At 55.7% G+C, this 15,402-nt stretch carries 11 protein-coding genes; 5 read left to right on the top strand and 6 right to left on the bottom strand.

The genetic code is table 11. The features are described from left to right. Positions 1-14 precede the first annotated feature (14 nt). From BM485_13555 to BM485_13540, 4 genes are all read right to left on the bottom strand, one after another. Positions 15-1,232 carry a glutamate 5-kinase gene (locus BM485_13555; protein ID OKY74475.1) on the bottom strand — a complete coding sequence of 406 codons (1,218 nt, stop codon included), beginning with the start codon at positions 1,230-1,232 and terminating at the stop codon, positions 15-17. After that, complete coding sequence (locus tag BM485_13550; GenBank protein OKY74474.1) at positions 1,229-2,257, bottom strand: GTPase ObgE; 1,029 nt, start codon at positions 2,255-2,257, stop codon at positions 1,229-1,231. The genes BM485_13555 and BM485_13550 overlap by 4 nt, the downstream gene beginning before the upstream one ends. 38 nt (positions 2,258-2,295) lie before the next feature. Beyond that, entirely contained in the window at positions 2,296-2,559 is a 264-nt protein-coding gene (locus BM485_13545; GenBank protein ID OKY74473.1) for a 50S ribosomal protein L27, read from the bottom strand. A 78-nt stretch (positions 2,560-2,637) separates the two neighbouring features. Next, a complete protein-coding gene (locus BM485_13540) occupies positions 2,638-2,949 on the bottom strand; it encodes a 50S ribosomal protein L21 (protein ID OKY74472.1) in 312 nt (103 codons plus the stop codon). Between the two features lie 274 nt (positions 2,950-3,223). Between BM485_13540 and BM485_13535 the strand changes: the two genes are divergently transcribed. The 5 genes from BM485_13535 to BM485_13515 all read left to right on the top strand — a co-directional run bounded on the left by BM485_13535 (position 3,224) and on the right by BM485_13515 (position 10,145). Continuing rightward, the gene (locus BM485_13535) at positions 3,224-4,534 is read left to right on the top strand and encodes a hypothetical protein (protein ID OKY74471.1); all 1,311 of its coding nucleotides are present in this window, start codon (positions 3,224-3,226) and stop codon (positions 4,532-4,534) included. Positions 4,535-4,547: 13 nt separating this feature from the next. After that, positions 4,548-6,854: a hypothetical protein gene (locus BM485_13530; GenBank protein OKY74470.1), complete on the top strand. Its 2,307-nt coding sequence runs from the start codon at positions 4,548-4,550 to the stop codon at positions 6,852-6,854. A gap of 111 nt (positions 6,855-6,965) precedes the next feature. After that, complete coding sequence (locus tag BM485_13525) at positions 6,966-9,194, top strand: hypothetical protein (protein ID OKY74512.1); 2,229 nt, start codon at positions 6,966-6,968, stop codon at positions 9,192-9,194. Between the two features lie 130 nt (positions 9,195-9,324). Then, a complete protein-coding gene (locus BM485_13520; protein ID OKY74469.1) occupies positions 9,325-9,726 on the top strand; it encodes a hypothetical protein in 402 nt (133 codons plus the stop codon). Then, a complete protein-coding gene (locus BM485_13515; protein ID OKY74468.1) occupies positions 9,723-10,145 on the top strand; it encodes a hypothetical protein in 423 nt (140 codons plus the stop codon). The genes BM485_13520 and BM485_13515 overlap by 4 nt, the downstream gene beginning before the upstream one ends. 224 nt (positions 10,146-10,369) lie before the next feature. Here the strand turns inward: BM485_13515 and BM485_13510 are convergent, their stop codons facing one another. Both BM485_13510 and BM485_13505 read right to left on the bottom strand, forming a co-directional pair. Next, positions 10,370-10,765, bottom strand: a complete 396-nt coding sequence (locus BM485_13510; protein OKY74467.1) for a transcriptional regulator — start codon at positions 10,763-10,765, stop codon at positions 10,370-10,372. 418 nt (positions 10,766-11,183) lie between these two features. After that, the gene (locus BM485_13505; protein ID OKY74466.1) at positions 11,184-15,347 is read right to left on the bottom strand and encodes a histidine kinase; all 4,164 of its coding nucleotides are present in this window, start codon (positions 15,345-15,347) and stop codon (positions 11,184-11,186) included. Between the last annotated feature and the right edge of the window lie 55 nt (positions 15,348-15,402).

Genomic DNA, 15,402 nt, shown 5'->3' with positions numbered 1-15,402 from the left:
TCCCGGCAATTCAATTATTCCTTGAAGCCTGTTGCTTCAACTTCTTCCTGATTCACCGTGTTTGAATTCCGAATGCCGAGCATAACCAGATTATCCCGGTGAATCACCTCGTCGCTGTCCTTGTAGCCGATCAACTCCTCTATTTTCGAGGTATGACAGCCATGAATCCTTTCTATATCCGCTGAGTCGTAATTGACCAGACCCGCGGCAATGGCCTTTCCTTCAGGCGAAAGACAGTGCACCGGATCTCCCACCCCGAATTTCCCCCGCACCTCGCGGATGCCCGAGGGCAGCAGACTCTTGCCCTGATCGGACAAGGCCCGGCAGGCGCCGGTGTCAAGCACGAGATAGCCTTTGGGCCGAAGGGTATAGGCGATCCAGTGCTTCCTGCTGGCCAACTTCCGCTCCAGGGGGAGAAAAAAGGTGCCCACCAGCTCACCTGCAAAAAGCTTGCGCAGAACCCCCGGCTCCCGGCCCGGACCGATAAACGAACATCCGCCCTTGGCCGCCACCATTTTGGCGGCAAGTATCTTGCTGCGCATGCCGCCGGTACCGAGGCTTGAACCGCAGATATTTCCGGCCATGTTTTCCACTTCCTCGTCAACCTCGGCCACGGTATGCACCCTGGTTGCCTGGGGATTGGTACAGGGATTGCCGGTATACAGACCATCAACGTCGGTCAGACAGATAAAGGCGTCGGCATCGATGAGATTGGCCACCATGGCGCCCAGGGTATCGTTGTCGCCGAAACGGAGTTCCTTGACCGATACGGTATCGTTTTCATTGATTATGGGGAGAATTCCCCATTCAAACAGGGTAAAGATGGTGTTTCTGACATTAAGATAACGATCCCGATGGGCGAAATCGTCATGGGTGAGCAGTACCTGGGCCACCTTCTGATCATGGCGGTCAAACAGATCTTCGTATGAATGCATGAGGCTCGATTGCCCCACGGCTGCGGCAGCCTGTTTTTCCCGCATGCGCAGCACGCGATTGCCGAGGCCCAGCTTTTTCCGGCCCGAGGCCACTGCTCCGGAACTGACCAGAATAACCTCCCGGCCGCTTTCCTTGAGAAAGGTCAGTTCCTCGGCCAGATTGTCAAGTACGGCCTGATTAAGGCCTGATCCGGTGGTGAGCACGGCGCTGCCTACTTTGACCACTACCCTTTTTGCCGCACTGAGATAACTTTTACGCAATTCGCCGCCCTTTTCCCGGGCCACCTGAAATGTCATGTCGGTTCTTCCACGTCCTCACTTTCGCGCATCTCCTCCAGGAGATGGGCAATCTGATCCCGCAATTCACCTAAGCCGTGTCCGGTGACGGCGGAAATAGGCAGCACATCGATGCCTTCTTTGCCGAACCTGTCACGCAGCTCATCAACAGCGGATTGTTCCTCAATGAGATCGACTTTGTTTAAAAGGACAAGACGGTGCCGGCCGAGCAAGGCTTCATTATAGAGGTGCAACTCCTGCTCCAGGGTATGATACTGATCGAGCGGATCACCCTCCTGGCCGGAAGCGTCTATGACGTGCAGCAGAATACGGGTCCTTTCAATATGGCGGAGAAACTTATGCCCAAGGCCCGCACCGTGATGCGCGCCTTCGATGAGGCCTGGAATATCCGCGATAATGCACTGCAGGCCATATTCAAACCGCAGGACGCCGAGCTGCGGCTCCAGCGTCGTGAATGGATATGGGGCAACCTTGGGATTGGCGGCGGACAGCCGGGAAAGCAGGGTCGATTTTCCTGCATTGGGAAGGCCGATCAAACCGACATCGGCGAGCAGCTTGAGTTCGATAAGGAGCCAGCGTTCGTCGCCGGGGCGACCTTTACCGGCCTTGCGCGGGGCCCGGTTGGTGGCGGTGGCGTAATGCACATTGCCGCCGCCGCCCTTGCCGCCCTGCGCCACCACGATACGCTGGTGGCTGGTGACGAAATCGGCTATGACTTCGCCTGTTTCCGCGTCCTTGATAATTGAGCCGACAGGAACAGTGACGAGGCAGTCGCTGCCCTTCCGGCCATGCATCTTCTTGCCTTGCCCACCTGTCCCGTTCTGGGCGATAAAGTGGGACCGGTAACGGAAGTCGATCAGTGAGTTGAGTCGGTCGGACGCCTCCATAATGACCGAACCGCCACGCCCACCGTCACCACCGTCAGGTCCACCCTTGGGCACGAACTTCTCCCGACGGAAGCTGATACATCCATTTCCTCCGTCGCCGGCCTTGACAAAAAATTTGGCTTCATCCACGAATGCCATGTATACGTCACCTTGACGGAGGAAAACATCAGAAAACCTTAAGCGGTTTCGACCGGATAGACGCTCACTCTTTTGCGATCTTTACCGAATTTCTCATATGCGACAACACCATCGACCATTGCATAGAGAGTATAATCCCGGCCCAGTCCGACATTGGTGCCGGGATGAATCCTGGTGCCGAGCTGACGCACCAGGATGTTTCCGGCCCGAACTTCCTGGCCACCGAATCTTTTCACACCACGACGCTGGGCATTACTGTCCCTGCCGTTCTTTGAACTACCGCCTGCTTTCTTATGAGCCACAATGCAACCTCTTAAAAATAGTGCGGGCAGCGGCCATGAACGGCACCCTGCCACGCAATGATTAAGAATTTCCGTTTATTAAATGGTTATTTCTTTAATTTCCAGCGCCGTATACGGCTGGCGATGGCCTTTTCGCAACTTGTATCCTTTGCGGCGTTTCTTCTTGAAGATCAGCACCTTTTTGTCTTTATCCTGCTCGACAATACGGGCCGTCACCTTGGCGCCGTCAACAACAGGCCGGCCGATCTTGACATCATCACCGGCGGCAACCAGCAGAACATCATTGAGTTCCACCGTGTCGCCCACCTCACCGGCAAGCTTTTCAACGCGAAGTTTTTCGCCTGCCGCCACCTGATACTGTTTACCGCCGGTACGAATTATAGCGTACATATTATCCTCCAACTTCAAAACGAAATGATTTCTATCCCGAGCGCAACCAACTGAACCGGCTCCGCAAACGCAGATTTATATACTAAGACACAGAAACAGTGATAAATACCACAATGGACGGATTTGTCAAGTTTGATTTTTCTTCTTGTTCTCCGCCTTGTGATCCGACAAATTTCAACCTCACCCGGTTTATTTCCTCGTTGCCTTCTGCTATGTTATGAATCAAAGTATTTTACCCATTGCAACACACAACTATTTTATAAAAAGTGAACGTATGCGCCTCTTCTTTATTTTTCTTTTTTTCATCTTCGCGCCTCTTTCATCTCTTGCGGCGGCTTCGTCACAATCCGCGGATTTTCAGGAAGGGAAAAAAAATTTCCTCGCCGGCAATTACCGGGAAGCCGACAGATTCCTTTCCGCGGCGTTCAGGAATGACCCCGCCAACCCCGACATCAACTTCTATCTCGGCCTCGTCCTGTATGAGCTGGGAGATTATGAAGCCGCCCTGATGGCCTTTGAACGGGTCCTTATCGCGGATCCCAATGCGACCAGGGTCAAACTCGAAATAGCCCGCTGTCATTTCCGCCTGGGTTTCCGGGAGCTGGCCCGCCAATATTTCCGGGAAGTGCTGGCGACCAAACCGCCGGAAGCGGTCTGGCGAAATATCGAGCACTATATGACGGCCATTGACGAGATGGAAAAACGCCATCTCTTCAGCGGCAGCTTTTCCCTGGGCCTCAGCCTGGATGACAACGTCTACCTGTCGCCGGTAAGCGATATCGTCCTGGGCGGCATTCAGCTCACCGGGGCAACCGCCAAACCCCGGGATGACGAGATCTTCTCGACCACAACGGTGATCAATCATGTTTATCGCCCCAACACGCCCGCATACACCTGGAAAACGGCCTTCACCAACTACAACGCCTTTTATGAAACATGGCATGACCTGGATGTTTATTACTATGAAATGAAAAGCGGGCCGGTGTGGAAAACCGACCGGTTCATGTGGAACAACCACGGCATCATCAAGCATATCGATGTGGAACATGACCGCTATCTCGACTCGCTGGGCCTCGGCAGCCTGCTGACTGTTCCACTGCTGCCCCGGATGCTGATAACCTTCGGCGGCCAGATCGAGGAAAAAGACAACCATTCCGATCCCTATCTCGACGCCACCAATATCAACATCAATTTCAACCCGGTGCTGACCATCGGCCCGAACCGGATAAGCGCTTACCTGTTCAATGAAATTGAAAACGCCGACGACGAGGTGAACAGTTATGATCGTATCGGCTGGATCCTAAGCTATGAACGCCTGATGTTCCTGGATACAACGATTTTCGCCGGGATCGGCGCAAAAACGACCGAATACGACGGCGAAAACATCTTCTTTCTCAAAAAACGCAACGACACCGTTCAGGAACTGAAGGTCGGTGTTTCAAAATTGCTTTGGCAATCCGGAAAAAAACGGACGAATCTTTCCGGACAACTCAGTTATACCTATCTTGATTCCGATTCCAATATCAGCCTCTATACCTACCGTAAAAATCTTGTTTCCCTTGGCCTGACCCTGGGATTTTTCTAAAGGAGAATCAGCCATGAACAATGCCGAACCGCGCTCCCCTCTCTTCTCCGTTCTCCTTTTCGGCCTGCTGCTCTGTTTCTTTTCCTTACCGCCGATATGCCGGGCGGAGGAAAATGCCGGCCCGGTCGCAACCGTGGTGGCCCTACGGGGCAAGGTGGAGGCCATTGACGCCGCCGGAAAATCGCGACCGCTTGCCGTAAAAGACCCGATCCATGCCGCGGACAGCATCAAAACCGGTCCGCGTGGACGCATCCAGATCCTCTTCACCGACAACACCATCTACAGCCTCTCCGACAACAGCGAAATGCAGATCTCCCAGTACAGCTGGCAACCGGACAAGAAGGAGGGGGAACTGAAAACAAAAGTGAAGGAAGGGGTCTTTCGGGTGATGGGCGGCGCCATTACCAAGCATTCCCCGGAAAACTTCACCACCGAAACGCCGGCCGCCACCATCGGCATCAGGGGCTCGATGTATGCCGGTACCGTGACCGGGAAATCGCTTTCCGTGGTGTTTCAAGGCGGCAAGGGAATTACGGTGACCAATCCCTTCGGCACGGTTGAGATTTCCCAGCCCGGCTTCGGCACCAAGGCGTCGACGGAAAGCGCCCCGACACCTCCCGCGAAATTCAGCGAACAGGAAGTTGCCTCTTTGAATAAAAAGGCGAGTGATGAGGCGGAAGACAACGGGGAGGAAACGGAGGAAACAACCACCGGAGAAGAACAGGAGGAAGGCGAATCATCCTCGGCTGCCGCTGACGAAACAACCGATGAAGAGGAGGCCGCGCCTGCCGTGGCCGAAGAAACAGCCTCCACCGATGAAAGCACGGGGGAAACGGAACCGGCTGCGCTGCCGGAAACCGATGATGCGGCCACGACAACGGATATCGCCCTGGCGGGAGAAACAACCGTTGCGGCGGTCACCACCGAACCGGTTGTCGCTCCCGTCGTGGAAGTGCCGCCACCCAACGAGACGAGTCCGATCATTGACCCCGTTGCACCGGCGCCCGTGCTTCCCACCGACGGCCTCACCGGTTACGTGGGCGATATCAGCGGCACCGCCAATCTGGTGGATGGCACGATCGACACCTTTTCCGATCCCGTCTGGATAGAAATCAACTGGCATTCCGGCAAGGCGTTGGGCCGGATCGGAGGACTCATGGCCGGCCCGTCCGTCTTCTTTATCGGGGACATCCGCGGCAACGAGATCGTCAATGTGAAAATCCTCGGAACCGGGGCGGACCAACTGGATTCCGCCGATCCGACGCAACCCTTCCCGACGATAACCGCCTTGAACGGCAGCGGCAGCGGCCTCATTCTCGGGGAAAACTACGACTTTCTGAATTTCAGCGCCTCGGGCTCCGGCTATGAAATCGCGCCGCCCAGCCAACCGCTTTTTGACACCTGGTCGGCCCAGGGAACGACCACAAGGGAAGTGGAAGACACCCCGGATGACGCCGTTTCACCCCGTGAAATCCGGGCATGGAAAGGATTTGTGACAAGTGTCGCCGAAAACATGACGAATATCGACTCCAACCGACGGCTGTTCATGAACAGAAGATTTAACGAATTCTACTTCACCCTGGACAAGGACAACGGCACGATAACCGGCAAACTTTCCGCCTCGGATGTGACCGGCGGCGGCGCGGCCCTCGTCGGCATCGACATCGGCGGCGCCCTGCCCTCAGCCTTTATCCTGGAAGACAACTTTGCCGCCGTGATGGGATGCCCATCCGGCGCTTGCGTTGAAACAAACGGCTCCACCGGCGGACTGAAAAAATACACCAATTACCTGGTCACGGCCGATCCGGACATCAACGAGATCGGCGACTACATTTCCTGGGGTTTCTGGGAGGTTGCCTATACCGATCCGGCAAGCCGCGAGCCCTACCACGCCCATGCGCCAGGCTCCAGATGGATCGCCGGCGAACCGACCCCGCTCACCGAATTGCAGAATCTGGCGAATACCCACTTCATTGGTCACTATGGCGGCCCTGTTCTTGCCACCCGGATCGACACCGATGTGCAAGAGTTCAAGGGCTCATTTGCCATTGATGTGGATTTCGCCAACTTAAATGCGGCAAGCGCGATTCAAGGGGTCATCAAAATTGATGACGGCACCACTTTTAATGTTGCCAACACAGCGATGGACTATGCCACCACCGGCGGCTTTCACGGCTTTGTCTCCCATCCGACAAAGACGGTTTACGACAGCGAATTCAACGGGGCGTTTTTCGGCCCCCATGCCGAATCCATCGGTGGAAACTTCCATGCCGGATTCGACACGAGGAGCTACGTGGGCATCTTCGGCGGTAATCGTTAGAAAAACCGGAGTCCCGGCCCCGCATCGGCCGGTCTTCCCGCTCCGGGGGAAACGGGCCACGCCCTCCGCTTGACGGCGGCAGACCATGACGCAAAAGATTGAGTGTTCGATTTGAAACTTCCCACACTTCTCAAACCCTCACCCTTTAAAATCGGCTGCCTGCTGGTTCTTGCCGCGGTCGTGCTCTATTACTCATTCGGCAGCAACAAACCGCAACTGCTCGCCTCCTTTGACAACCGTCTGACCGACGCCCTGTTTTCCATGCGGGGGAAAACAGCCACCAGCGACGCCGTGGTTATCGTCGACATCGACAATGACAGCCTGGCCCGCATCGGCCAATGGCCCTGGCCCCGCAATATCATCGCCGACCTGGCGGACAGGATTTCACAAGCCGGCGCCAGGGTCATCGGCTTTGATTTTGTTTTTGCCGAAGCAGACCGGACTTCTCCCAAAAATCACCTTGACAACATAATCAGCCTGCTCGACTCCCCTGTTTCCGGGGAAAAACGGCAGCTGCTGCTAGAGAACCCGGCCCTTGACCATGACCTGATTCTCGGCAATACCCTGGCGGCGATACCAAGTGTTCTCGGCTACGTTTTCGAGACGGACCGGCATGCAGGCTCGGCCGACCCCAAACCCTTCCCTTCCTGCACCATCCGCCTTGCTCCCACCGCTCCCCCTTTTGCCGCCATAAACTTCATCCCTGCCGGGCGCGCCATTGTCAACGTCAGCGAGGTGGCGCAAAGTGAAAGCGAGGGATTCTTCAATGTCTTCCCCGACCCGTCCGGCACCATCCGCAAAGTCCCGCTTTTCATGATCCTGGACAATGTCCCGTATCCCTCCCTGGCGCTCGAAACCATGCGGGTCGGAGCAGGGGAAGAGGAAATCACCATCCATCTTTCCCGACAGCTGCAAAACAACAGGAACGCCATCCTGGGCATTACCGTCGGCGGGCGTTTTATCCCAACCGACGACCAGGGACAGATTACCGTGAACTTCCGTGGTCCGGTCCACACCTTTCCTTTTCTCTCCGCCGCCGACATCCTGCAAGGCCGGCACCGCGATCAACTGCGCGACAAATACGTTCTTATCGGCACCTCGGCCGCCGGACTGCTTGACCTGCGAGCCACCCCCTTTTCCAATATTTTCCCCGGGGTGGAAATCCAGGCAACGATCATCGACAACCTCCTGCAGGCCGATCCGCTGACCTATGACCGCTACACGGAAATCGGCATGACCTATACCCTTGTTGTTGTCATCGGCATCCTGCTCAGCGCCCTGCTGTCTTACTCCACCCCCCTGGCCGGAGGGATCGGCGGCATGTTCGCCATTCTGGCAACGCTAGGCGGCTCCTATTTCTTCTTCCGCCACAATCAAATTGTCGGTATCACCTATCCCCTGTTGTCCCTCAGCACGATTTTTCTGGGAGTGACCCTGTCCAATTACTTCTTTGCCGGACGGGAAAAGCGGTTTTTGCGTGACGCCTTCGGCCACTATGTCTCGCCCCAGGTGGTGAACGAAATCATCAAGGACCCGGCCAGCCTTTCCCTGTCCGGCCAGGTGAGAAACCTTACTGTTTTCTTCAGCGACATTCGTGATTTCACCTCCATTTCCGAAAAAATGACCCCGGATCAGCTCGGGCGCTTCATGAACCGCTATCTCACCGCCATGACCGACGTGCTGCTGGCCCATGACGGCACGGTGGATAAATATATCGGCGACGCGGTCATGGCCATCTGGGGTGCGCCTCTTGCTGACGGCAACCATGCGGCCAAGGCGGTGCGGGCCTCGCTTGCATCCATCAAACGCTTACAGGAACTGCAGCTGGAACTGGACAAGGAACAACTGCCCAAGGTGGAAATCGGCATCGGATTGAATTCCGGTGATGTCAATGTGGGCAACTTCGGCAGCAGCCAGCGCTTCGACTACACGGTAATCGGCGACAACGTCAACCTGGCCTCGCGGCTGGAGGGCCTGACCAAGGTTTACGGGTGTCGCATCCTTATCAGTGAAACCACCAGGGCTGCCTTGGGCGACCGCTTTTTCTGCCGCTTCATCGACCGGGTTCGGGTCAAAGGAAAAAAACTGCCGGTCACCATTTACGAACCCCTGTGTGAAGGGGAACCGGAGGAAAATGATCGCAAGCGTGCCGATTTGTTTTCGGAGGCGATTCATGCCTATCAGGGGCAGGATTTTGATCGGTCGGCCACGATCCTCCAATCCCTCTGCCGGACACATGAAGAAAAGGTGTACCTCCTGTATCTGAAACGAATCGAACTCTTCCGCCATTCACCTCCCCCTCCGGACTGGGACGGCGTTTTCGTCTTCACGGAAAAATAACGCCAGGGCAACGACGGCGTCGCCAAACCCCTGAGCTTGGCCGCACCTGGCCGCAAACATTTGCCCGTCTCTTTCCGCCCTTGCCATATACCATCAAAATGAAGTAGAAAAAGAGAAGGGGGAAACGACTTTGCCGGGGCGCAACTGGAATCGAAAAAAAGTATTTTGTCATCTCAACCTGACCTTGTTTCTGCTATGGACCACATCGGGTTGCGCCGTCGTCCATGTCCACGACAAAACGGGAAAGACCGAAGTCACCCGCGGAATCGGCGTAATTACCATTGACGCGCCGCAAGGCGCTGACGGCTACATGCTTTCTCTCGACGGCATCGGTGCCTTTGCCGTGGACGGTTCTTTTTCCCTGGGTTATGTCGATCTGCGGATGGCGGCAATCGAGCCATCCTGCCATGTCCTGTTCTGGATCGAAAATGAAGCACAGGCAAACAACATCAAGGTGCTTCTCGACGATATGGACGGAGTCTGTTTTCTCCAAAAAACGCCCGATACAAATGAACAAGGAGAAACAAAATGAAAAAAAGCCTGACACGATCACTCATCGCCGCCCTTTTACCGATTACCCTTGCCGGTTGCGGCAGCACCTTCCCCCTGGTTTTTACCGACAAGACGACTCTTGGACTGGAAGCCTCCGGGGGCGGCGAGGGAGCGCCGGAGATCACCCTCGGATTCAAAACAACCAGTGTCGCGGTCATCCCGGTGGCAGTGCGGGGTAAGGATCAGACGAGCGGCGTGACGGACGTCATGCCGTTGCAGGCAAAGGCAGCCGACGGCAGCAGAGACGCCTACTCGACCTTCGGCAATTTCACCACCGATTCCGGCGTCCAGACGACATCGGTCTCAGTCGGCCTGGGAAGATTTTTCGCCACGGGCATCGCGGCGCAGAAAATAGCTGAAAAGCTGGGCGAGGCCATGATTGTGAAGGCAAGGGAATAAAGGATTGACCACCTGTCGGCGCTTCCGACGGAAAAAATCACTCCTCCTTAACGGCCTGCGGTTCCATTGCCGCAAGGCGGAGGACGGAAAGCAGGGCGCCGACAAGCATCGCGCTTACAGCAATGGCGCGCGCCAACTTTCCGCTATGCATTTGCATGGTTTCCCCCCTATGTTTTTTGGTAAGCGGCTCCACAAAATGCCGTCATGAGGGGGTCGGTTAACGCTCATTGGTCAAGATCATGCTCCTTAAGAATCGATTGCAAGACTTCGCATTTACGGCAAACCGCCATTTTGTCGTCCCAGTTTTCCAGGGTCGCGCATTCACAAACGGTTCCGTTGATAAACCAGCAAAGCGCACCACATTTGAACTCCCATGCCGGGCATCTTTTTCTTCTTTCCAGAGGACACTTTTTCACATCCCAACAGAGCTTTCCCGTTGTCAGGGTTCCATTTTTCTGGCTTAAAACAAAATAGAGCTGCCGCTCGACATAGGCGGGAATAGTGCGGGTCCCCTGTTCATAACTCCGAATTGCTCGAACGGAAACACCAAGAATCGCAGCGAGTTGCTTTTGTGTCTTTGCTAATTTGTTGCGAATCCGGACCAGTTCATTTTGTTTCATGAATCTGTTTCTCTACGTCATTTTTAAAATTTCACCGAACCCTTTGACACTAATACCACATTGTGATACTAATACTTCCAACAATTGGTACCACCTTGTGATATGGATGTCAATATTTTTCCTCCGGTTTACGCCGCTCCGCCGGACAGTATCGACAGCGACGCACGCTGCGCGATCTGCGGAATGTTTGCGGCCAAGCACCGAACTGGGCAACGCAGGTTCGATCTGCCTGCTGACCGCCCTGGCGACCTTTGTGATACTGACATGGGATAAGACATGAGGACTTTCACGGGAAGAGAAACAAGAAATCGGTAACTTGAAATTTCTCGGTTTTCAGACCAACGACATTCTCGCACTGCGTTTCTGGGAAAGCGGGGTGGTTGCCGGCATCGCCGGGATTTTCCAACCACTCCACTCGTCAGGATACCGAATGAGGCTCCATGTCCAGCACAGTTCGCACTTTGACAGCCATATCTTTTTGGGAAAAAGGTTTCTGGATAAAATGAACCCCCTCTTTCAGAACCCCCCGATGGGCAATGACATTGGCGGTGTACCCTGACATGAAGAGGCACTTAATATCCGGATGCAGGGACTGCAACCGTTCCGCTAATTCACGGCCGTTCATTCCGGGCATGACGACATCGGTGATCAGCAGGGAAATTTTTTCACCGCACTCCGCGACCACCCGCAGTGCTGCGGCCGGGGTTTCCGCCAGAAAAACCCGGTAGCCGAGGCCCGTGAGAATTCTCTCTGCCAGCTTCAGAATCAAGGATTCATCCTCAACCACCAGCACGTTTTCACCACGTCCCTGCGGAATTTCCTCTACGATCCCGGCACGATCCTTCGTTACCCGGCCTTCCGCTTCCCTGGGCAGATAAACTTTAAACGTGGTTCCCTTGCCCGGCTCACTATAGACGTTGATAAATCCCTTGTTTTGCTTGACGATGCCGTAAACGGTAGCCAACCCAAGTCCGGTGCCGCGTCCTAGCTTTTTAGTCGTAAAAAACGGCTCAAAAATTTTCTCCATGGTTTCTCTGTCCATGCCGCAACCGTCATCGCTGACCGCCAGCAAGACAAAATCGCCCGGAATGAATCCTGCGTGATCAGCACAGTATGATTCGTCAAAGACAACGGTATCCGTTTCGATGGTGATTTTTCCGACGTCGTTGATAGCATCCCGGGCATTGACGCAGAGATTGGCCATAATCTGATCGATCTGCGTCGGGTCAATTTTGACCGGCCACAGGGTCGCGGCTGGATGCCAGACCAGCTCAAGATCTTCACCGATAAGGCGGTGCAGCATTTTCAGCATGCTTTCCACGGTCTCATTCAGATCAAGCACTCTGGGCTCAACGATCTGCTGCCGGGCAAAGGCCAGTAACTGCCGGGTGATGTCGGCTGAACGTTTTGCCGCCGCGAGAATTTCATTGATATCGGCGCGCAGAACATCTTTTTCCTCCATTTTTTCCAAAACAAGCCCCGCGTAACCGATTATGACGCTGAGCATATTGTTGTAATCATGGGCCACACCCCCGGCCAGTCGCCCGACCGATTCCATCTTCTGGGCTTGGGCCAGTTGTTTCTCCAAGGCCATACTTTTGCTTTCGGACTTTTTCCGGGCCTCGTCTATCTGCAGTGATTTGAGGGCATAGGCAAGATCTCCGGCTATTTCACCAAAGAGGGACAGCTCTTCTTCGTCGACATTCAGGTCATGCCCCAGGTCGGCCGCCAGATAACCGAAGGATTCGTCTCTATGAACGAGACGAGTGCACAGTGAGAGCGTGTCACCGCTCTTGGCCTCGGCGACAGGACATTGCCCGCATTCATTCCGCCGGTCGGACATCACTACAACATTCTTGTCCCCCGGGAAAGACCGGCAACAGGGGGGAAGTTGTCCCTGGGCAAGCATGCTGTCCAGCTCCGGCGACAATGCGGCAATGCCGGCCTTGGCCCAGAAGAAGGGTTGCTCGTTTTCATCGGTGAGCACGATCAGGGCGGAGGAGTAACCGCGGTTGTTCACCAGCAGGAAGCAACACTCCCGAATCATGGCTTGAGAATTTCGTTCGTGCACGATCAAATGATTGACATCGCGAATCGCGCGCAACACATTGTTCAAATGCTGGATGCGCTCCTGCGCCTGTTTCATGGCGGTGATATCCGCAGCCATGCTGATAACGGCCCGCCGCCCGTCGGCAAGCAGCCCCAGCGGCGTTGAACTGAAACTCCAGATCCGTCGGCAGCCGTCCTTGCAGATGACTTCAAACTCTCCCTCTGCTGTACGATCAGTCAGGGAATACGACCGGGCAATCGTCGTCCGGACTTCTTCGCTCCTTTCTCCGCAAGCCAGGGAAGTCCAGTCGGCAATGGTGGCCATTTCTTCGCCGCCGTATCCCGTGATCTCCAGCCAGACCCGACTGAGAACCAGTATCTCGCCGTCATCGGCATGGATCATGATGGGAAACGGCGCCTCCTCAATGGCGCGCCGGAATCTTTTCTCACTTTCGGCAAGCTTTCGTTCGTCTTCCTTGCGCTGGGAAATATCCTCCATGGCCCCCATGATACCGATGATCATACCTCTTGCATCACGAATCGGGGCAGCCGAAAGACTGCCGATAAACAGGCTGCCGTCCTTTTTCCGCCGCTCGACTTCCCTGGCGGCAAAGCCCTCTCCCGCGCCGACAAGAACGCGCAGACCGGCGAACTCTTCCATTTTTTCCGCCGGCACGATCGGCAGGGGTTTGCCCATGATTTCATCAGCCGACCAGCCGAAAACCCTTTCCGCCGATGCATTCCAGGAGGTGACACATCCTTCCGGATCAACGCTGTAGAGGGCCACGGGCGAACAGGCGACCATGGCCCGCTGCAGCTCGGTGCTGTGCCGCAGTTCTTGAGTTTTCAGCGCCACCTGCCGACGCAATGACCACGACCAGAGAAAAACCGCAAGCAGGATCACCAGCAGGGGGACGGCCGCCATGGCAACATGGCGAAGAACTTCGCGCCAACCGGGGACCGGCTCCTCGTAAATTCCCATCCATTTTTCGTAGATGCGCCGGTATTCACCGGTTTCATCCAGCACCTTCAGGCCTTCGGCCAGCTGGGCCAGCAGAGCCTTATGTCCGTGCGGAACGGCGTAGCAATAGCCGGGGGAAAGAAACGGCTGCCGACCGAGAAGCAAATTGTCCCAGCCGTGTTGCGTCATCCAGTAGCGGGCGGTAATCCGGGAAACCAGGGCGCAGTCATGTTCGCCCGCGACCAGTTGCCGCAGTGCCTCCTCCTGGGTGTCCGCCGCCGCGACCTGACCGCCAAGTCCCTGTTCCAGGAGGAAATCGTGCATGATATCGCCCCGTTCAACGACAATGCGTTTCCCGGCCAGCTCCTCGACAGTGCCGGGCGGAATCGCCCCTGTGCGAACAACGCTGACGCAATGATTAACCATATGCGGCGGGGTGAAGTCAAATGTCTTGTCCCGCTCGGATGAATAAAACATACCTTGCACGGCGTCGATCTCGGCCCGAGCCAGGGCCTGTCGGATTTCCGTCCACGGCCCGAGGCGGATTTCGATGTCAAGCCCTGTTTCCCGGGCGATTGCTCGGGTCAGATCGACATTGTAACCGGCCGGCCGGCCGTTTTCGTCAAGAAATTCAAAGGGAGGGTAGTTTTGATCGCCACCGATGACAAGGCGGCGATTGGAGGGCAGCTCCAGGCGGGCAAACCACTTGGCGTGGAGGTTGCGATAGGTGCCGTCCGCCATGACCAAGGCCAGCCCCTCGTTTAAAAGGGCCAGGGTATCCCTGTCTCCTTCATGCACCGCGAAACAGAAATCCTGACGGAAGTCTTCTATGGGCTTGTTGACGATACGCAGATCGGCAAGCCCGGTTTCCTGAATGAGGCGCAGGGCCACCAGCCGCTGAATTACCACTGCGTCATGACGGCCCTGGGAAAGCTCCCGCAAGGCAATATCAAACGACGGGACTGTATGGAGCGTGATTCCTCGCTCCTCACGCCGCATGAACTCCTCGGCGTTGTCACCCTGCATGACCGCAACCCGGCGACCGCGTAAATCGTGAAGATCATGAATATCGGTCGTGTCTTTCCGCACGACAATGGCCCCATGCAGGGTCATGTACGGGAAGGTGAAATCAAAAAGCAATTCCCGTTCCGGGGTTCGCCCCACGAGAGGAAGGGCTGCGACCTCGCCTTTTTCCAGCCAGCCCCGCACCTCCGGCCAGGAACCGGTGCGGAAGTCCACCTTCCGCTCCATGGCGCCAAGGGCGGCGCGCAGCAGTTCAACGGAAAAACCGCTCACCCCGCCATCGGCATCGACAAAACAAAAGGGGGGATAGTCTTTTTCAGAAGCGGAACTGATCGGCGGTCGTGAAACGTCCTGTTCACCGACCGTGCCGCAGGAAGCTTCGCGCCAAAAGAGCACGAACAGAACAGCGACCAGTGTCAACACCAGGCCGTGGGCTGTTGCACGAAATTTTTTCCTGTCGGCCATCGCACCTCCGTCATCCGTGAAGCACTGCGCGAAAAACACTTTCCAGCCCATGCGGCCCGGCGTTTTTTCCAAAACTTTCAGCACTATTATGGGGCGGGACTCCCCATGGCGTCAAGAAGAAATTCCAGCAAGAAAATAA

It is taken from the genome of Desulfobulbaceae bacterium DB1, from assembly GCA_001914235.1.
Classification (GTDB): Bacteria; Desulfobacterota; Desulfobulbia; order Desulfobulbales; family SURF-16; genus DB1.
This window is presented reverse-complemented; position numbering and strand designations above follow the sequence as displayed.